The organism is Jannaschia seosinensis, from assembly GCF_001408515.1.
GTDB lineage: Bacteria > Pseudomonadota > Alphaproteobacteria > Rhodobacterales > Rhodobacteraceae > Jannaschia > Jannaschia seosinensis.
Map to the genome: position 1 here is coordinate 45,019 of NZ_CYPR01000157.1, position 19,110 is coordinate 64,128.

19 protein-coding genes are annotated in these 19,110 nt (G+C 66.4%); 4 read left to right on the forward strand and 15 right to left on the reverse strand.

The window, feature by feature from the left end; all coding sequences use genetic code 11:
* The first annotated feature begins 10 nt into the window (after positions 1 to 10).
* Positions 11 to 652, forward strand: coding sequence for a histidine phosphotransferase family protein (locus JSE7799_RS11610; protein ID WP_055663748.1), 642 nt, complete (start codon positions 11 to 13; stop codon positions 650 to 652).
* Here the strand turns inward: JSE7799_RS11610 and JSE7799_RS11615 are convergent.
* The 3 genes from JSE7799_RS11615 to JSE7799_RS11625 are packed head-to-tail and all read right to left on the reverse strand — an operon-like array spanning position 649 to position 2,682.
* Positions 649 to 1,167: a gamma carbonic anhydrase family protein gene (locus tag JSE7799_RS11615; protein WP_055663749.1), complete on the reverse strand. Its 519-nt coding sequence runs from the start codon at positions 1,165 to 1,167 to the stop codon at positions 649 to 651. The genes JSE7799_RS11610 and JSE7799_RS11615 overlap by 4 nt on opposite strands.
* On the reverse strand, positions 1,164 to 1,814 hold the full coding sequence (gene gmk, locus JSE7799_RS11620) for a guanylate kinase (RefSeq protein WP_144431676.1): 651 nt from the start codon (positions 1,812 to 1,814) through the stop codon (positions 1,164 to 1,166). The genes JSE7799_RS11615 and gmk overlap by 4 nt, the downstream gene beginning before the upstream one ends.
* A 19-nt stretch (positions 1,815 to 1,833) precedes the next feature.
* Complete coding sequence (locus tag JSE7799_RS11625) at positions 1,834 to 2,682, reverse strand: YicC family protein (protein ID WP_055663750.1); 849 nt, start codon at positions 2,680 to 2,682, stop codon at positions 1,834 to 1,836.
* 185 nt (positions 2,683 to 2,867) lie between these two features.
* Here JSE7799_RS11625 and JSE7799_RS11630 point away from each other — a divergent pair, with 185 nt between their 5' ends.
* A complete protein-coding gene (locus JSE7799_RS11630) occupies positions 2,868 to 3,554 on the forward strand; it encodes a PAS domain-containing protein (protein WP_055663751.1) in 687 nt (228 codons plus the stop codon).
* Between the two features lie 131 nt (positions 3,555 to 3,685).
* On the opposite strand, the gene JSE7799_RS11635 is transcribed toward JSE7799_RS11630, so the two are convergent.
* Entirely contained in the window at positions 3,686 to 5,050 is a 1,365-nt protein-coding gene (locus JSE7799_RS11635; protein ID WP_055663752.1) for a class II 3-deoxy-7-phosphoheptulonate synthase, read from the reverse strand.
* 166 nt (positions 5,051 to 5,216) lie between these two features.
* Between JSE7799_RS11635 and JSE7799_RS11640 the strand changes: the two genes are divergently transcribed.
* Positions 5,217 to 6,215 (forward strand): GlxA family transcriptional regulator, encoded by a 999-nt coding sequence (locus JSE7799_RS11640; protein WP_055663753.1) that lies wholly within the window; start codon positions 5,217 to 5,219, stop codon positions 6,213 to 6,215.
* Here the strand turns inward: JSE7799_RS11640 and JSE7799_RS11645 are convergent.
* From JSE7799_RS11645 to iscR, 10 genes are all read right to left on the reverse strand, one after another.
* Positions 6,212 to 6,472 (reverse strand): hypothetical protein, encoded by a 261-nt coding sequence (locus tag JSE7799_RS11645; RefSeq protein ID WP_055663754.1) that lies wholly within the window; start codon positions 6,470 to 6,472, stop codon positions 6,212 to 6,214. The two genes, JSE7799_RS11640 and JSE7799_RS11645, sit on opposite strands and share 4 nt — an antisense overlap.
* Positions 6,469 to 9,189: a [protein-PII] uridylyltransferase family protein gene (locus JSE7799_RS11650; RefSeq protein WP_055663755.1), complete on the reverse strand. Its 2,721-nt coding sequence runs from the start codon at positions 9,187 to 9,189 to the stop codon at positions 6,469 to 6,471. Before JSE7799_RS11650 ends, JSE7799_RS11645 begins: the two co-directional genes overlap by 4 nt.
* 164 nt (positions 9,190 to 9,353) lie before the next feature.
* Complete coding sequence (locus JSE7799_RS11655) at positions 9,354 to 10,574, reverse strand: cysteine desulfurase (RefSeq protein ID WP_055663756.1); 1,221 nt, start codon at positions 10,572 to 10,574, stop codon at positions 9,354 to 9,356.
* Positions 10,567 to 11,058 (reverse strand): YIP1 family protein, encoded by a 492-nt coding sequence (locus tag JSE7799_RS21070; RefSeq protein WP_186201925.1) that lies wholly within the window; start codon positions 11,056 to 11,058, stop codon positions 10,567 to 10,569. The genes JSE7799_RS11655 and JSE7799_RS21070 overlap by 8 nt, the downstream gene beginning before the upstream one ends.
* Positions 11,059 to 11,065: 7 nt before the next feature.
* The gene (locus JSE7799_RS11665; protein WP_055663758.1) at positions 11,066 to 12,322 is read right to left on the reverse strand and encodes a SufB/SufD family protein; all 1,257 of its coding nucleotides are present in this window, start codon (positions 12,320 to 12,322) and stop codon (positions 11,066 to 11,068) included.
* Positions 12,319 to 13,074: a Fe-S cluster assembly ATPase SufC gene (gene sufC, locus JSE7799_RS11670; protein ID WP_055663759.1), complete on the reverse strand. Its 756-nt coding sequence runs from the start codon at positions 13,072 to 13,074 to the stop codon at positions 12,319 to 12,321. The genes JSE7799_RS11665 and sufC overlap by 4 nt, the downstream gene beginning before the upstream one ends.
* A 34-nt stretch (positions 13,075 to 13,108) precedes the next feature.
* Positions 13,109 to 13,429: a heavy metal-binding domain-containing protein gene (locus JSE7799_RS11675; RefSeq protein WP_055663771.1), complete on the reverse strand. Its 321-nt coding sequence runs from the start codon at positions 13,427 to 13,429 to the stop codon at positions 13,109 to 13,111.
* A gap of 26 nt (positions 13,430 to 13,455) precedes the next feature.
* Positions 13,456 to 14,970 carry a Fe-S cluster assembly protein SufB gene (gene sufB / locus JSE7799_RS11680; protein WP_055663760.1) on the reverse strand — a complete coding sequence of 505 codons (1,515 nt, stop codon included), beginning with the start codon at positions 14,968 to 14,970 and terminating at the stop codon, positions 13,456 to 13,458.
* A complete protein-coding gene (locus JSE7799_RS11685) occupies positions 14,967 to 16,001 on the reverse strand; it encodes a cysteine desulfurase family protein (RefSeq protein WP_055663761.1) in 1,035 nt (344 codons plus the stop codon). The genes sufB and JSE7799_RS11685 overlap by 4 nt, the downstream gene beginning before the upstream one ends.
* Before the next feature lie 64 nt (positions 16,002 to 16,065).
* On the reverse strand, positions 16,066 to 16,518 hold the full coding sequence (gene iscR / locus JSE7799_RS11690) for a Fe-S cluster assembly transcriptional regulator IscR (RefSeq protein ID WP_055663762.1): 453 nt from the start codon (positions 16,516 to 16,518) through the stop codon (positions 16,066 to 16,068).
* Between the two features lie 121 nt (positions 16,519 to 16,639).
* Between iscR and JSE7799_RS11695 the strand changes: the two genes are divergently transcribed.
* Positions 16,640 to 17,293 (forward strand): alpha/beta hydrolase, encoded by a 654-nt coding sequence (locus JSE7799_RS11695; RefSeq protein ID WP_055663763.1) that lies wholly within the window; start codon positions 16,640 to 16,642, stop codon positions 17,291 to 17,293.
* Positions 17,294 to 17,800: 507 nt separating this feature from the next.
* Here JSE7799_RS11695 and JSE7799_RS11700 read toward each other — a convergent pair.
* Complete coding sequence (locus JSE7799_RS11700) at positions 17,801 to 18,895, reverse strand: IS4 family transposase (protein ID WP_055663764.1); 1,095 nt, start codon at positions 18,893 to 18,895, stop codon at positions 17,801 to 17,803.
* Positions 18,896 to 19,110 lie beyond the last annotated feature (215 nt).

Sequence of the window (19,110 nt, forward strand, 5' to 3'; positions counted from 1 at the left end):
GAGGTCTCCGATGAGTAATGCCAACGCAGCCGCGCGCAGGAAAGGTCCGGCGGACAACCCGGTCGAACCCGATCTCGTCGCGCTTCTGGGCTCGCGCATCTGCCACGACCTGGTCTCACCGATCGGCGCGATCAACAACGGGCTGGAGCTTCTGGAACTGTCGGGCGGCGCAGGCGGCGACGAGATGGCGCTGATCCGCAGTTCGGTCGACGCGGCCATGGCGCGGCTGCGCTTCTTCCGCGTGGCGTTCGGTGCGGGCGGTGGCGCGGCGGAGATCTCGGCCCGCGAAATGCGCGAGATGCTCGAAGCGATGTATCGCGACACCCGGACCAAGATCCTGTGGCGGGACGACACGGCGCGTCCGCGTCTCGAAATGCGGCTGGCCTGTCTGGCGCTGAATTGCATCGAGGCGGCGACCCCCTGGGGGGCCAAGGTCGAGGTGATCCGCAACGAGGCGGCCTGGGTGATGCACGTGGACGCAAAGCGGCTCAAGATCGACGCGCTGCTGTGGCAGAGCCTCGGGCGCGGCGATCTGCCGGCGGACCTGCAGGGCGCGGAGGTCCAGTTCGGGATCCTCGCCCGCGAAAGCCGCCAACTGCGCCGTCCCGTCTCCGTCAGCGCCGACGAGACCCATCTCAGCCTGATCGTCTAGACCGGCGCGAGCCCGTCCCTGAAGCGGGCCGCATTGGCGCGGTAATGCGCGGCGGAGGCCAACAGCCCCTGCCGCGCGGCCTCGTCGAGGTCCCGCACCGCCTTGCCCGGCGCACCGAGAACGAGACTGCCATCGGGGATCTCCTTCCCCTCGGTGACAAGGGCGCCCGCCCCGATCAGACAGCCGCGCCCAATCCGCGCGCCGTTGAGAACCGTGGCTCCCATCCCGATCAACGTGCCGTCGCCGATCGTGCAACCGTGCAGGATCGCCTTGTGCCCGATCGTGCAATCCGCGCCGATCGTCAGCGGGTAGCCCGGATCGGTATGCAGCACGCTGAGTTCCTGCACGTTCGACCCGCGCCCCACGGTGATCCGCTCCTGATCGCCGCGCAAGGTCGCGCCGAACCAGACGCTCGCCTCCGCCTCCAACGTGCAGGCCCCGATCACGTTCGCATCCGGCGCAACCCAGGCGTCGGCGGCGATTTCGGGCGCCAGATCGTCCAACTTGTAGATCATGCTTCTCTCTCCCTGAACTCTCCCGACAGGCCGCGCGTGAACTCCGTCAGCCAAGGCTGCCGGTCACGGCGCAACCGTTCCCCCGTGAGGATCGTGCGCAGCCGCAGCTCGCAAGCATCGGCATCGTCGTTGACGAGGACGTAGTCGTATTCCGCCCAATGGCTGATCTCGGCCTCCGACTTGGCCATGCGTCCGTCGATCACGGCATCGGAATCCTGTCCCCGCTCCCGCAGGCGCCGCTCAAGCTCCTTGATTGAAGGCGGAAGGATGAAGATCGAGATGACGTCACGCCCGAGCGACGAATTCCGGATCTGCTGCCCGCCCTGCCAGTCAATGTCGAAGATCACGTCGCGCCCTGCCACGAGGGCGGCCTCGACCGGCGCGCGCGGGCTGCCGTAGCTGTGGCCGAACACCTCGGCATGTTCCAGCATCTCGCCGCCCGCCACCATCTGCGCGAAGGCATCGGCGTCGCGAAAATAGTAATCCACCCCCTCCACCTCGGCCGCGCGCGGCGCCCGCGTGGTGGCCGACACCGAAAAGCTCAGCGTCGCGTCCCAGGACATCAGGCGGCGCGCCATGGTGGATTTGCCCGCGCCCGACGGCGACGAAAGGATGATGGCGAGCCCCCGGCGTTGGCCCTGCTCCATGTCGATGCGCTTCATGTCCTCATTCCACGTTCTGAACCTGCTCGCGCAGCCGGTCGATCACCGCCTTGAGCGCGAGACCGATCGTCGTCATCTTCGCCATGCCGGCCTTGGCGCAGAGCGTGTTGGCTTCACGGATGAGCTCCTGCGACAGAAAGTCGAGCCGCCGGCCGACCGGCGCATCCTCGCCCAAGAGCTTCCGCGCCGCGTCCACATGCAGGCGCAGGCGGTCGATCTCTTCGGTCACGTCGGCCTTCACGGCCAGCGCGGCAATCTCCTGCGCCACCCGCGCCTCGTCCATCCCCGCGTCCCGCACCCGCGCAATCGCATCGCGGAAGCCCGCCGCGATGTGCTCGGCACGGGCCGGCGCCAATTCTGCCGCACGTTCGGCCAAGGCTCCGATCTCGTCGATCTGCACCGTCAGCACGTCGCGCAGCCCCGCCCCCTCGCGTACGCGGTCGGCATCCCACGCGGCGATCAGTTCGGCCATTTCGCCCTCGAGCACCGTCAACGGCGCCGCCTCACCCGCACGCGCCTCCCACACGCCGCGAAGCGACAGAAGATCGGTCGCCCGGTCTTCGGCCAGCATCACGTCGGCATTGCGCGCCGCGGCGCGAATCCGGGCCAACGCCTCAAGCGCACGCGACAGCGCCGCCTCGTCGAGCGCGGGCCCCTCACCCCCGCCCGCATCGTCCATCCGCAGGCTGAGCGTCAGGCTCCCCCGCGCCGCGACAACACTCAAAGCGGTACGCGCCCGCGGCTCCAGTCCCGAAACATCGGGCAGCCGCACCCGCAGGTCCAGCCCGCGCGCGTTGACCGACCGAAGCTCCCACCGGCGTCCGTGGGCATCGAGGGCGGCATATCCAGTCATCGATCTCATACGCCTGCGCCTATCCCGCGCGACGGTGCCGGAGCAAGCGCGGCGACGCATTAACCGCACCTTAAGGAAATGCGAGCATTTTGTGGCGCCTTGCCTTATTCCTGCCACTGGGGGCTCGAAACGGTCGCATTTCCGTCACCTGTATGACGGTGCTGCGGCAAACAGGGGATTGAGCAATGGCAGGACATGACAGCGAGACCGGCGGCGCGGACCGCGTGCGCAACTTCACAGGACTTCGGATGATGCGGAATTCTCCCATTCTTGAAGAGACTTGGCGCTACTGGACGTCCCTGCGGCGTGGCACCGCGATCCCGCAGCGCAGCACGCTCGACCCGAGCGCCATGCGCCTGATTCTCGGCCACGCCATGATCCTCGACCGGACACGTCACGGCACGACCCGCGTGCGGCTGGGCGGTCACGTCATGCAGGACCTGATGGGTATGGAGGTGCGCGGCCTGCCGATCCGGGCCTTTTTCGACCTCGCCGACCGCACACGCGTCTGCGAGCAGATCGAGCAGGTCTTCGAGCAACCCGCCAAGCTGGAACTCGACCTCATCTCCGAGGGAAGCGAGGGGATCGTGACCGCGCGGATGCTGGTCCTGCCGCTGACCGACGCGACGGGCGCGGTGAGCAAGGCCCTGACGGTGATGGTCTGCGACCGGATCACCCGCGACGCGCCGCGGCGCTTCTCCCTGACCAAGGCGCAACTCACGCCTCTGTGTGAGGTGGCCGAAGCCGATCACCCGCGCCGCCGTCACACCGACCGCGCGCTTCCCCATGAACTCACCGCCGGGATGGCCGAGTCCGCCGCGCCGTTCGAGGGTCGCCCGTCGCAGGTTCCGTGGCTCCGCATCGTCAAGTGACCGTGCAGAGCCCCGTGGGCAGGAACGCGGAACACCCGACCGACCGAACGCAGCGACGTTCAAGCGAACCCGAGCGTGAAACCTTTTGGTCTCACCCGCGCACCGGCGGGTGAGACCCTAGCCCCGCAGAATCAGGAAGCCGCGCGCGCCCGCTCCGCCCGGAGACCCGAAAGCTCCTCGGCCACGAGGAATGCAAGTTCCAGCGCTTGCGACGCATTGAGACGCGGATCGCACGCGGTGTGATATCGGTCCGAAAGATCCTCGTCCGTCACCGCGCGCACGCCTCCCGTACATTCGGTCACGTCCTGCCCCGTCATCTCGAAGTGGACGCCGCCGGGCACCGTCCCCTCGGCACGGTGGATGGCGAAGAACTCCTGCACCTCGCGCAGAACCGAATCGAATGGCCGGGTCTTGTAGCCCGAGGAGGACTTGATCGTGTTGCCGTGCATCGGGTCGCAGGACCACACGACGTTGGCGCCAATCTTCTCGACCGTCCGGATCAGACGCGGCAGGTGATCGCCCACCTTGCCCGCTCCGAACCGCGCGATCAGCGTCAGGCGCCCCATATCGTTGTCGGGGTTCAGCTTCTCGATCAGAACCTTCAGATCGTCCTCACTCGTCGTCGGCCCGCATTTCAGGCCGATCGGGTTCGACACCCCACGGCAGAACTCCACATGCGCGCCATCGGGCTGACGCGTGCGGTCGCCGATCCAGATCATGTGCCCGGATCCCGCAACCCACTGCCCGGTCAGAGAATCCTGACGGCACAGCGCCTCTTCGTATTCCAGAAGCAGCGCCTCGTGCGAGGTGTAGAAGTCGACCGTGGCAAGCTCGGAATTGTTCGCGCTGGTCAGGCCGGCCGCCGTCATGAAGTCGAGCGTGTCCTGAATGCGGCTCGCCATGTCGCGGTACTGCGCCGCCCGCTCACCCTGCGCGAAGCCCAGCGTCCACTGATGCACCTGATGCACATCCGCGAACCCACCCTTGGAGAAGGCCCGCAGCAAGTTCAGCGTCGCCGCGGCCTGGGTATACGCCTCCAGCATCTTCGCCGGGTCAGGCATGCGCGCGGCCTCGGTGAAGGCCAGCTCGTTGACAATGTCGCCGCGATAGGACGGCAGCTCCACCCCGTCCTTCACCTCCATGGGCGCCGAGCGCGGCTTGGCGAACTGCCCCGCCATGCGGCCGACCTTCACCACCGGCACCTTGGCCCCATAGGTCAGCACCATGGCCATCTGCAGCATGACCTTGAACGTGTCGCGGATATTGTCCGACGAAAACTCCGCAAAGCTCTCGGCGCAATCGCCCCCCTGCAGCAGGAACGCCTCGCCACGACCGGCGGCGGCCAGTTCGGCGCGCAGCGTCCGCGCCTCGCCCGCAAAGACCAGCAGCGGATAGCGCGCCAGCTTCGCCTCGACGGCGGCCAGCGCGTCGGCATCCGGATAATCGGGCATCTGCACCCGCGGCTTCGCTCTCCAATCGGCTTTCGACCACGCCATGTCGCTGTCCCTCCGGCGGTGCTATCAGGCTTTGGTCCCTAGCTTATCGGCCGCGCCGCCGCAAATGCCGGATGACCTTGCGTCGGGCGCAAAATCGCGTTTCCTGATGGTTCGACCAACTGAGGCGTCGGCCCGATTGCCGCCGCACCCCGGCAGGATTGAAGCGATGGCCGTGAACACCCCGTCCGAGTCCCCGACACTGCGCATCCCCGCGCCCGAAAAACCGCATCTTTACACCTTTGTCCTGCTCGACCGATTTACGCTGATGTGCTTCGCCTCGGCTGTGGATGCGCTGCGGCTGGCCAACCGCGTCTCGGGGCGGGAGCTGTATCGCTGGCGCGTCCTGTCGGAGGACGGCACGGCGATAACCTGCTCCGCCGGCATCACCGTCGCGCCCGACGGCCCGCTCGACGAGGCGGGGCGCGAAGAGACCGTGCTGGTCGTCGGCGGCACCGATGTCGCGCGCGCGACGACGCCGCGGATCAAGACCTGGCTGCGCCGGGAGGCCCGCCGCGGCATCGTAATGGGCGGCCTTTGCACGGCGGCCTGGACCCTCGCGGCCTCGGGCCTGCTCGATGACCGCAAGGCCACGATCCACTGGGACAACCAGGATGCCTTTGCCGAGGCGTTTCCGGAGATCCCGCTCGCGCGCGGCGTCTACACCATCGACGGCAAGCGGATCACGACCGCCGGCGGGACCGCCTCCATCGACCTCATCCTGCACATCATCGCGCGCGATTTCGGTGAGGATCTGGCCGCGATTGTCGCCGATCAGCTCATCTACTCCGCGATCCGCACCGATCAGGACGCGCAGCGCCTGTCGATCCCGACCCGCATCGGCGTGCGCCATCCCCGCCTCGCCCAAGTCATCCGCGCAATGGAACAGGCGATCGAGGAGCCGGTCAGCCCCGCAACCCTCGCCGATCAGGTCGGCATGTCCACCCGTCAACTCGAGCGTCTGTTCCGCCGTTACCTCGACCGCTCGCCCAAGCGCTACTACATGGAACTGCGACTGGGGCGCGCGCGCAACCTGCTGATGCAAACGGATATGTCGATCATCGAGGTCGCGCTCGCCTGCGGGTTCACCTCACCTTCGCACTTCTCGAAATGCTACCGCGGGCATTATGGCAAGACGCCATACCGGGAGCGTGGCACGCACGGCTAGCTCCGGCGCCGGCCCTGCCATCCTCCGCGCCGTCCGCGCCGGGCGGGCTCTCCCATCCCCTCGCGCAGCACGCGACTCATCGGATGATCAGGCGGGCGGTGCTCCAGAAGCTTCGGGATCACCTCCGATGCATCCGATGGAAGGCTCAGCGCCCAGTCGAGGAAGATCGACCGGCACTCCGCTTCGCTGATCCCCTCGATCCGGTAAGCTTCCGCGATCAGGCCCTTGGGGTCATCTGCGCCGCGCGCCTCACTCATGATGCCGCCTCCAAAGCCGCGTCAATAATTTCGGCCGCCCGCGCCGCCCGCGCATCGCATTCCGCCGCGACCGCCGCGGCATCGTCGCGCTGCAATGTCCGGGCCAAGAAGGCCGCCCCTCCGGCGCCAAGCGCCTCCACATCCGGATCTCCGTCGGTGATAAGGCGCAGAACCTGCTGCACCGCCGACAAAAACTCGTGCGTCTCGGCCAATTCGCGGCGGTCGCCCTCCGACAGCCAACCCGCGACGGCAAGCTGCGCCGCGATGCTCTGCTCCGCACCCCCGGCGATCAGCGCATGCGCCTGCGCGGCCAATTCGATATCCTGCATCCGGCCCGGCCCCGACTTCACCGCGATCCCGCCGCCCTTTCGGCCGGCATTGCGCAACCGCTCCCGCATGTCGACAAGAGCCGCACGCACCTCGTCCGCGCTGAACCTGCTATGCGCCAGGATCTCGATCCGGGCCGCCGCCGCATCGGCGCGCAGATCCGCGTCGCCCACCAGCGCGCGCGCCCGCGTCAGGGCCATTTGCTCCCAAACCCACGCATCCTGCTTCTGATAGGTGTGGAAGGCGGCCAGCGACGTCGCCACGGGCCCCTGCCGCCCGGAGGGCCGCAGGCGCATATCCACCTCGTAGAGCCGCCCTGCGCCCGTCGGTGCCGACAGCGCCGTCACCAGAACCTGCGCGAATTTCGCGGCCCACTGCTTGGCGTCGAGCGGGCGGCGCCCGTCCGACTGCCCCTCGCCCGCATAGACCACCACGAGGTCGAGATCGGAGCGCGCCGCCAGCCGGCCAGCCCCCAGCGACCCCATGCCCAGCCCCGCCAATCGCATTCCCGCAACGCGCCCGTAACGCCGGGCCGTCTCCGCCTCCGCCAACGCCCATGCGGAGGCGAGCGTCGCCTCGGCCAGATGCGCATAGGCGGCGCCGACCGCCGCAGGTTCCGCGATTCCACGCAGAAGATGCACGCCGATGCGGAAATGTGCCTCTCTCACCCAGTGGCGAAGTGCGTCGAGCCCTTCCTCAAACCCCTCGTCCGGATCATGGCTTGGCACCTCCCATCGTTGCGGCAGGGGCTCGAGGAATTCACCCCCGATGACCGCGTCCAAAATACCCGAATTGGACGCCAGATGCCGCGCGAGGTCCGGCGCCGTGGCGCAGATATCGGCGATCAGCGCGACGAGCGCCGGGCTCGCCTCGAACAGCGAGAAGATCTGCACCCCCGCCGGAAGCCCGCGCAGGAAGCCGTCGAACGCCGCCAACGCCTCCTCCGGGCGCGACGCGCCGGCCAAGGCGGTGAGGATCTGCGGCTCAAGGCGGGCGAAGATCGTCCGCGCCCGCGCCGACCGCAACGCCGGATAGGTCGGCCACCGTTCCATCAGCGCCGTCGAGCCCGCGATTTCCGGCACCTCCGCAGGCTCGCTGCGGCGCGGCTTGAAGGACGGCTCGCAAATCGCCTCGACCGCGCGAAGCCTGTCACGCAGATCTGTGGTGAAATGCGCGACATCGTCGGTGCCCATGAAGCAGGCGATCCGGCGCAAGCCGTCCGCATCCTTCGGCATCCGGTGGGTCTGGGCATCCTGCACCATCTGCAGCCGATGCTCGACCGCGCGCAGGTGCCCGTAGGCTTCGGCGAGCGTGTCCCGCTCCTGCCCCTTCATCCAGCCCGCCGCGACCAGCCGGTCCATCCCCTCGAGCGTTCCGCGCACGCGCAGGCTCTCATCCCGGCCGCCCGCGATGATCTGCTGCGTCTGGGTCAGGAACTCGATCTCCCGGATGCCGCCGGGGCCGAGTTTGAGGTCGTGGCCGGGCACGTCCCAAGCGGAATACAGGCCCTTGTGGTCTCGGATCCGGCGACGCATGTCATGCGCCTCCTCGACGACCTGAAATTCGAGATGCCGCCGCCAGACGAAGGGCGTCAGCCGGTCGAGAAACGCCTCGCCCGCCTCAGAAGCGCCCGCGCAGGGCCGCGCCTTGATCCAGGCCACCCGCTCCCACGTCCGGCCCATCGCCTCGTAATAGCGCTCCGCCGCCTCGGTCGACAAAACGATGGGCGTGGCCCCCGGATCGGGCCGCAGGCGAAGATCGGTGCGGAACACGTAGCCCTCGGGCGTGATATCCGACAGCGCCCCCATCGCCAGACGCGCCGCCTTGAGCAGGAACGACCGCGCCTCGCCGTAATCCCCGGGATCGTACCGCGTCTCGTCGAACAGCAGGATCATGTCGATGTCGCTGGAGTAGTTCAGCTCATGCGCGCCCATCTTCCCCATGGCGATTGCGAAGAGGCCGCCGTCGCCCGTGACCGGCCCCCGGGCGTATCGCGCCACGCCCCAAGCCAACGCGCGCGCGACGGTGGCGTCGGCGAAGCGGGTCCATTGCGCCGCCGCCTTCATCACGGGCCAGATGCCGCCGATTTCGGCCAGCCCGACAAGGAGCGCCGCCCGCCGTTTGGCCACGCGCAGCGCGGTCCGCGGATCGCCCTCGACCGCATCCATTTCGGAAATGAGAACGTCGAGCGCGGCTTCCGGCTCCGCATCCCACAGAGTCTCAAGCCAGTCCCTCTCCCGCTGCATTGCACCGGCGAGAAACGGGCTGCACCCCGCGACGCCTTCGATCAGCGGGGCCACCTCCGGCGGCGGAGCAACGGCTTCCACGGCGGAGGCGCCGGCGTCGCGGTCGAAGGGGATCGGATGGCGGGTCAGGCGTGCGCGGAACATCGGTCGATCTGGCGCATCGCCCCGGCTTTCGTCAACGGTCCGCGTTGCCGTCGAAGGCGAAACTCGGTGAGGCGCCGACCGCATGCACCGATCACCCGCCCGCCTACCCCGATATGAAGATTTGCGTTTTCAATGCGTTGCAGCAATTACCCATGGGTAATCGCTCAGGCGAAGAGATCGTGACACAGCTCCAGCGCATCGACCAGCACATCGACCTCCTGCTTCGTGTTGTAGACGCCAAAGCTTGCGCGGCAGGTGGCCGTCACGCCGAGATGTTCCATCAGCGGCTGCGCGCAATGATGCCCGGCCCGCACCGCAACGCCCTTCTTGTCGAGCACGGTCGAGATGTCGTGCGCATGCGCCGCCCCGTCGAGCGTGAAGGAAAAGATCGCCGCCTTGTCCTCCGAGCGCCCCTGCACGTTCAGCCAGTTCAGACCCTCAAGCTGCTCGCGGGCGTAATCGCGCAGGATCCGCTCGTGCCCCGCGATCTGGTCCATCCCGAGGTCCATCATCCATTCGAGCGCCGCGCCCATGCCGATGGTCTGCACAATGCCGGGGGTGCCGGCCTCGAACTTCATCGGCGGATCGTTCCACGTCACGGTGTCGCGATGCACCTCGCGGATCATGTCGCCGCCGCCCATGAAGGGACGCATCTCGGCCAGCCGCTCCGGCCGGATGAAGACGGCGCCCGATCCGCTGGGACCATAGAGCTTGTGCCCCGTGATTGCGTAGAAATCGCAGCCGATATCGGCGACATCCACGGGCATGTGGACAGCGGCCTGACTTCCGTCGATCACCGTGGTGATCCCCCGCTCCCGCGCGGCGTGGCAGATGGTCTTCACGTCCACCACCGTGCCGAGAACGTTCGACAGCTGCGTAAGCGCGATCATCTTCGTGCGGTCCGTCACGGCCTCGAGCACCGCCTGCGGATCGAGATCGCCGTTCACGTCCGGCTCGACCCAGACGAGCTTCACGCCCTGCCGCTCCCGCAGGAAATGCCACGGGATGATGTTGGCGTGATGCTCCATCACCGAAAGAACGATCTCGTCGCCCGCCTCCAGACGCGGCGCGGCCCAGCCGTAGGAGATCAGGTTCATCGCCTCGGTCGTCCCCGTGGTAAAGACGATCTGCTCCTCGGAGGGCGCGCCGAGAAAGCGCGCGACGGTGCCGCGCACCGCCTCGTAGTTCTCGGTCGAAATGGTCGAGAGGGTGTGCAACCCGCGATGAACGTTGGAATATTCCTCGCCATAGGCGCGCTGGATCGTGTCGAGGACGATCTGCGGCTTCTGGGCCGAGGCACCGTTGTCGAGATAGGTCAGTGGCTTGCCGTTCACCTGCCGCGACAGGATCGGAAACTGCGCCCGGACGGCGTCGATATCAAGCATTGGTTATCTCCCGTTCCCATTCCGCCACGTAGAGCGAATTGACCCAGATCCATATGAACCCGCCGAGCGCGAACAGTCCCACCAGATCGAGCGCCGACCCCGCGCCGATGAAGCCCTCGGTCAAACCGTTGAGCAGCATCGCAGGCGACGCGGCAAGAAGTGCCCAAGAGGTTGCGACCCGCGCGCCCTCGGCCCGCCCCGGCGCGCGCAAGGCCTTGGCCACCAAATGCGCGAGATAGGCCACCGCGAGCATCACCAGCGGCAGCAGAAAGACCAGCGCCATCAACGCACCGCCCATGGCGACCATAAAATCGGCTCCGGTCAGGAACGCGTCTCGCGACAAGGCCGGCAGGCGCGAGACGAAGACCATGAGACAACCGGCCATCAGGAAGATGAACGCCTCGCTGTCGCCGGTGCCGCGCGCGATATGCTCCGCCATCACCCGCCGCGGACGGATCCACGCCCGCGGAATGTCACGCGACACCGACATCTCAGCCGCGCGCCAGCCAGTCGGCCATGCGCCCGCCGACATGTTCGCGCAGCGTCTCGTCCTCAATCTCCTCGATCGCCTCGGCGAGAAAGCTCAGCACCAGAAGGTCCGTCGCGTCCCGCTTGGACACCCCGCGCGAGCGCAGGTAGAACAAGGCCGTCTCGTCGATGGCGCCCGTCGTGGAGCCATGCGAGCAGGCCACATCGTCGGCGTAGATCTCGAGCTCGGGCTTGGCGAGGAACTGGCTGTCCTCGTCGAGCAGGAGCGCTTGGCTGATCTGATAGCCGTCGGTCTTCTGCGCGCCCTCCTTGACGAGGATCTTGCCTTGGAACACGCCGGTCGCACCGTCGCGAAGCACCTTCTTGAAGACCTGACGACTTTCGCAATTCACGGCGTCATGCGTCACAAAGACGGTGTCGTCGTGGTGGAAATCGCCGCGTCCGAAGGCCGCCCCCGCGATATGCGCAGTCGCGTCGTCGCCGGTCAGCTCGATTACGGCCTCGTTACGCGCAAGCAATCCGTTCGCCGACAGCGTGAACGACTTGAACACGCTCTCCTGCCGCAAGCGGGCGAACAGGTGCGTGTTCGGGTGGCGCACATGATCGGGGCCCTGGATGCGGATGTGATGGAACGCACCCGTATCGGCCAGATCGATCTCGGTCGCGACATTGCTGCGTGCCCCGGCCGTGCCGGATTCGAGCAGGGTCAGCGACGCATCCGCATCGACACGCACGACGTGATGCAGGATCGGATCACCCGTCCCGGTCGTGCGGATATGGACCGGCTTGGCAACAGGCCCGGTGGCGCGGATCACGACGCCGTCGGTGGCATATGCGCTGTTGAGCGTGGCCAGAGGGCGAAGGACGGGACGGGAGCCCATCGCCTCCAAGGTGCCGTAGATGTCCTTGGCCCAATGGATGTCCGCCTCGCCGGCCTCGCGGAGGGTGCCGATCTGCAGGTTCTCGGGCAGGGTGTCGGGCAGCGTGACGACACCGTCCTCGATCGTGATCACGACGCTTTCGTAGCCATCGAACGGGTCGGGCGATTGCGAAACATCCGACACCTCGGGATCGCGCGCCACGAGCGGCGCGGGATTGGTGAAGCGCCAGTATTCGTCACGACGTCCGGGCAAGCCTACCGCATCGAGGCGGTCGCGCGCATCGCGACGCGCCGCCGCCAGCCAGCCACCGCCCTCCGGAAGGGTCAGCCCGTCGAGCCGCTCCTCAAGCGCCGCCTTCTTTGCTTCGGCCACCATCAGGCCGCCCCCTCGACGATGTCCGCATAGCCGTTGGTCTCGACCTCGAGCGCGAGCTCGGGGCCACCGGTCTTCACGATCCGGCCGTCCGACATGATGTGCACCACGTCGGGGCGAATGTGATCAAGAAGCCGCTGGTAGTGCGTGATGACGAGGAAGCCGCGTCCCTCGCTCCGCAGCGCGTTCACGCCATCCGCCACGAGCTTCATCGCGTCGACGTCGAGGCCGCTGTCGGTCTCGTCGAGGATGCACATCTTCGGCTCCAGCATCGCCATCTGGAGGATCTCGTTGCGCTTCTTCTCGCCACCGGAGAAGCCCACATTGACCGGACGCTTCAGCATGTCGGCGTCGATCTTCAACTCCTTCGCACGCTCGCGCACGACCTTGAGGAAGTCGCCCGCCGAAAGCTCCTCCTCGCCGCGGGCCTTGCGCTGCGCGTTCACGGCGGTGCGCAGGAACGTCATGTTGCCCACGCCCGGGATCTCGACGGGATACTGGAATGCGAGGAACAGGCCGGCGGCGGCGCGCTCCTCCGGCTCCATCTCTAGGATGTCGTGGCCGAGCAGCGTCGCCGACCCCTCCGTCACCTCGTAGCCATCGCGTCCCGACAGGACGTAGGACAGGGTCGACTTACCCGATCCGTTCGGGCCCATGATCGCGTGCACCTTGCCGGCCTCGACCTCGAGATCGACGCCCTTGAGGATCGCCTTGTCCTCTTCCTCGAGCTTCACGTGCAGGTTCCTGATGTTCAACATATCCGTTTCCTCTCAGCGCCTTGCGGCGCGACCTTCATTCGACGGTGACGGCGGTGCCGGATGCGGACACCATCAGCATTCCGCTATCCTTGCCGATCACCTCATAATCCAGATCGACGCCGACCACGGCATTGCCGCCCATACCGGCCCCCTTCTGCTCCATCTCGCGGATCGCGATCCCGCGGGCTTCCTGAAGCGATTTCTCGTAGGCTCCGGAACGCCCGCCGATGATGTCGGTGATCCCCGCGAACAGATCGCGAAAGACGTTCGCCCCGAGGATCGCCTCGCCCACCACGATGCCGTGATAGGCGGTGATGCGGCGCCCCTCGAGGGTGGGCGTGGTGGTCGACACCATGTCCGCCCCCGGCTTGCCCCAGATGCTCACCCCACCGATCCTTCGAGCGAGATCGCCACGAGCTGCTGCGCTTCCATCGCGAACTCCATCGGCAGGGCCTGAAGCACCTCCTTGCAGAAGCCGTTGACCACGAGGGCCACCGCCTCCTCCTCGTCCATCCCGCGCGAGCGGCAGTAGAAGAGCTGATCGTCATCGACCTTGGAGGTCGTCGCCTCATGCTCCACCCGGCTCGAGTTGTTCTTGACCTCGATATACGGAACCGTGTGCGCGCCGCATTCCGACCCGATCAGAAGCGAGTCGCATTGCGTGTAGTTGCGCGAGTTCTTGGCCCGCGGATGCATCGAGACGAGGCCGCGATAGGTGTTCTGCGCCCTGCCCGCGCTGATGCCCTTGGAGACGATCCGCGACCGGGTGTTCTTGCCCAGATGGACCATCTTGGTGCCGGTATCGGCCTGCTGCATGTTGTTGGCGATGGCGATGGAGTAGAACTCCCCCGAGGAATCGTCGCCGCGCAGGATGCAGGAGGGGTATTTCCACGTCACCGCGGAGCCGGTCTCGACCTGCGTCCACATCACCTTCGACCGGGCGCCCCGGCAATCGGCGCGCTTGGTGACAAAGTTGTAGATGCCGCCCTTGCCGTTCTCGTCGCCGGGATACCAGTTCTGGACGGTGGAATACTTGATCTCCGCATCGTCGAGCAGGACCAGTTCGACACATGCCGCGTGAAGCTGCGCCGTATCGCGCTGCGGCGCGGTGCAACCTTCGAGATAGGAGACGTAGGATCCCTCATCGGCGATGATGAGCGTCCGCTCGAACTGTCCTGTATTCTCGGCGTTGATGCGGAAATAGGTCGACAGCTCCATCGGGCAGCGCACGCCCTTGGGGATGTAGACGAAGGACCCGTCCGAGAACACGGCCGCGTTCAGCGTGGCATAGTAGTTGTCCGATTGCGGAATGACCGAGCCGAGATACTTCTTCACCAGTTCCGGGTGATCCTGGATCGCCTCGGAGATGGAACAGAAGATCACGCCGGCCTTCGCCAGCTCCGCCTTGAAGGTCGTGCCCACGGAGACGGAGTCAAAGACCGCATCGACCGCGACCTTGCGCTCGCCATCTTCCGGCGCCGGCTCGACCCCCGCGAGGATCGCCTGCTCCTTCAAGGGGATCCCAAGCTTCTGGTAGGTCTCCAGCAGCTTCGGATCGACCTCGTCGAGCGATTTCGGCTTTTCCGTCATCGAAGCCGGGCGGGCGTAGTAATACTGCTCCTGAAAGTCGATCTGGGGGTATTCCACCATCGCCCAGTTCGGCTCCTTCATCTTGGTCCAGCGGCGATACGCCTCCAGACGCCATTCGAGCATCCATTCCGGCTCGTTGTTCTTGGCCGAGATCAGGCGCACGATATCCTCGTTCAGGCCCTTGGGCGCGAACTCCATGTCGATCTCGGTGTTCCAGCCATGCTTGTAGGCCCCCGAGAGCGCCTTCACCCGCTCGACGGTCTCCGCGTCGACGCCTTCCTTGACCTGCACTTCGTCCAAGCTCATGCCCGTCTCCTGTCTCTAAGCCTGAGGTACGCCTCGACGAACCTCTCGACCTGTTCCCGTGTCGTGTCCGGGCCAAGACTCACGCGGATCGCGCAATCGGCCTCGCCCGGCCCATATCCCATCGCGCGCAACACCGCGCTCTCGCGCACCTTGCCGGAGGAGCAGGCCGATCCCGCGCTGACCGCAAAACCGGCGAGATCCAACGCCATGACCTGTGTTTCGCCCTTCCACCCCGGCGAGATCACGCAGGAGGTGTTCGGCAAGCGCCGCGATTCCTTACCAACCAAAATAGTCGGGTGTGCGCTGCCCTCAAGACTTGTTTCTAGAAAAGTTCTAAGTTGTGCAACCCGGTCCCACACCCCATCGCCCAGATCGCGCATCGCCGCCTCGGCCGCGGCGCCGAAACCGGCGATACCGGGGATGTTCTCGGTGCCCGACCGGCGCCCCATCTCCTGCCCGCCGCCACGGATCTGCGCGGCGAGATCCAACCCGCGCCGGATGACGAGCGCACCAACCCCCTTGGGCCCGCCCAGCTTGTGTGCGGAGATCAGCGCCATATCGACGCCGGACCAATCGAAGGCGACAGGGAGCTTCCCGAAGGCCTGCGTCATGTCGCTGACTGCCAAGCCCGTCGGAAGGTTCTGCAGGATGCCCGTCTCGGAATTCGCCGCCTGCAAGGCACTCCCCGCCGGGTCGGAAACCGAAACGGTACCGTCGCGCCCAACCGGCAGCGTTCCGTTCCCCCAGGCGGCGACCGCTTCGTGCTCCACCGCCGCCGTCGCCAGGCCACGGCCCGCCATGGCCAGCGCCGCCGCCTCGGTCGCGCCCGACAGGAACACCACGTCCGCACCCGATGCCCCCATCGCCTCGGCCACCTGCGCCCGCGCCCGCTCCACGACGGCTTTGGCGGCGCGCCCTTCGCGGTGGACCGAGGACGCGTTTCCGGTCACGTCGAGCGCCGCGACCACCGCCGCCCGCGCCTCGGGACGCAGCGGCGCCGTCGCGTTCCAATCAAGATAGACGCGTTCCATCAGGTCTCTTCCTCTGGCCGTAAATACCTCGGGGAGCGCGAGGGGCTGGCCCCTCGCCCGCCGCCTACTCGTCCACGATCTGGAAGAGGGACGGCACTGCCGGGCATGGCGTCAACTCGTTGGACACCACGTCCGAAAGCCGCGTCTGGTGCAGGAACACGTAGACATGCGCCGAAAGCGATTCCCACAAGCGGTTCGTCATCGATTGCGCTCGGCTGCCGGAGGAGCCGCCAGACGCGGCCGCCCCGGTATGCAGCGCGCTCACCGTCTCGTCGACCGCCTCGAGCACGTCCGACACGCGGATCTCGGCGGCCGGACGCGCCAGCCGGTAGCCGCCGCCGGGGCCGCGCAGGCTCTCCACAAGACCGGCCCGGCGGAGCTTGACGAAGAGTTGCTCCAGATAAGGCAGCGAAATGTCCTGACGCCGCGAAATTTCCGCCAGCGAGGTCGTCCCCTCCCGACCCGCCAGATCGGCCAGCGCGACCATCGCATAGCGGCCCTTGGTGCTCAGCTTCATCTGCGCCCTCCGATTGACGAGGCCCCGTGCATCCCATACTTCGCGGGAGCATGCGCGGCGCACGGCTCAGCGGAACTACGCTCCGGCCCGCCCCGCCGTCAACAAGCCCGAAGGAGCGACGATGCCTGAAGTGATCTTCCCCGGCCCCGAGGGCCGTCTCGAGGGACGCTACCATCCCCAGAAGGTCAAGGACGCGCCAATCGCCATCATCCTGCACCCGCATCCGCAATTCGGCGGCACGATGAACAACCGGGTGGTCTACAACCTCCATTACGCCTTCCTGAACCTCGGCTTCACCGTCCTGCGCTTCAACTTCCGCGGCGTCGGACGGTCGCAGGGGGAGTATGACCAGGGGATCGGCGAATTGTCGGATGCGGCCTCCGCGCTCGATTACCTCCAGGCGATGAATCCGAACGCGAAGCATTGCTGGGTCGCGGGTTTTTCGTTCGGCGCGTGGATCGGGATGCAGCTTCTGATGCGACGCCCCGAGATCACGGGGTTCATCTCCGTGTCGCCTCCGGCGGACCGTTACGATTTCAGCTTTCTTGCGCCCTGCCCCTCGTCGGGCCTCGTCATCAACGGCTCGGCCGACCGTGTCGCGCCGCCCGCCGACACGCGCGCGCTCGTCTCCAAGCTGCACGAGCAGAAGGGCATCACCATCACCCACGAGGAGATGGAGGGCGCCGGGCACTTCTTCGAGGATCCCTTCATGGATCCGATGATCAGCTCCGTATCGGATTACGTCTCCCGGCGCATGACCGAGACGACGCGGTGACAGTGCCGGCAGGGCGTCGGGGACGTTTGCGTCCCGTCGCCCTGCGCGGATGTGCCGAGGACTTTTCTACCCATCCGCACCGGTGCGCGAGCCAGTTCCGGGCGTGGCCCAGCGGCCAGATCAATCGGCGCGCAACGTGCGTGATGCGGACGCCGCTTCCCCGAAAAGCTGCCCGACAGCATCACTGCGCCAGTCCTCACGATATAAATCGGTTTCAGCTCTTCCTGATGTGCTGAACCGTCGGTGGCCAATCGGTCATGTCCGCACCAAATCTCTCCTTGGCTGCCCTCGACTGCGTCGGTTGGCGGAACCCACGCCGCTCCGATCAAACGCCCCTGACGTTGCGAGCATCGTGTGACTGCAACCGGTCTACCAGCTCCGGGAATATGCGGCGCCGTACGAAGCCGGGTTAATGCATTCGCCCATCCTTTGCCCGGAATCGGGCGGTCGGAGAACGGCCCCGTATCCGCCGATGTGCAGACAAGGCTGCGGCTGCCGGGTGTCACACTACACGACTCCGCAGGGCTTTCGTGCTTCTGGGTTGATCCTCTGCCACGACGCGATGGCGTCGAGGGGATCGGATCTGAGGCGGCTTCGGATGTGGTCGAAGCCGGTTCGAAACCAGGATCTGGCGTAGTGGCCGTGGCTTTTGCGCGGCGGCGCGCGCTTGCCGAGAAGGTCTGCGGCGGCGCGACCGGCCCAGGCAAGGGCAAGCGCGACAAGGGACATGAGCAGAGCGAGTTTGCGTGGATCGGTGAGACGTGTGTCCTCGAGGTTGAGGCCACGCGTCTTGGCATCGCCGAACAGACATTCGATTGCCCAACGTTTGCGGTAGGTTTCGAGCGCGGTGCGCGGCGCGACGTTGGTAACCACGATCAACCACTCTCCCTTGAGCGGCTTGGCCGCGACGTTCAGGAGCGGCGTATTGCTGGCGGCTGCGTCCTCGCGTGTGCCGAGGCGGGCGCGAAAAGCCCGGCCACGGCGGGCCAGGCGCAGCCTTGCGCGCAAGGTAAGGTCGTGACCGTCCTCGGTCGTAATGCGAAGATTTCCCCTTACGCGGATAGCAAAGGGGATATTGTTTTTACTAAGAAATTCCATCCATCCTGCGCCGACAAACTCGCGATCGGCAAGCAGCAGACGGATGGTCGTCGCGGGAAAATTCGCGAGATATCGCTCCATCAGGGCGATGCGCATGTCGGTGTCGGAACACCCGCGGCCTTCGATCAGGCTCCAGACCAGGGGGACGCGGAAACGACGGGTGACGACTGCGAGCACGAGAAAGTTCACCTCGGTCTTGCCGATCTGCCAGTTGGTGCGGTCGAGCGCGAGCAGCCACGATTTGTTCAGGCCCAACAGCCGGACCAGAAGCGGGAGCGACCAGTCCTCGTCGAGATGGACGTGCTGGAAGAAGCGTTGCAACCGACGGTATGTTGACGAGGTCAGGGCCGATCCCGGTCGTTCGCAGGCAAGATGGCCGAGGTTCACGCTGCGCGCGCTGACCATGCCGATGACGATCATGCAAAGCGTCTCCAGACGGCTCTTGCTCAAGTCGAGATCTGGACGCAGGATATTCGTGAGGGCGGAGATGGCGTGGTGAAGCATCGGACGTTTCCTTGGTCGGAGTCGTCCAGTTGAATCCATCCAGCCGCCCTCAGCCAGCACTGTGTCGTGTAGTGTGGAATCTTTGGCGTCGATAACCAACAAATACCTTATTTCTTTCCTTTCCTCCACCTCCGCCGCCTTCTCGTGAATTATCCGGGATAAAGGTTTGAGCCGCCAAACGCTAGCTGCAGCTTAGCACCGAACACGTCAGGGCG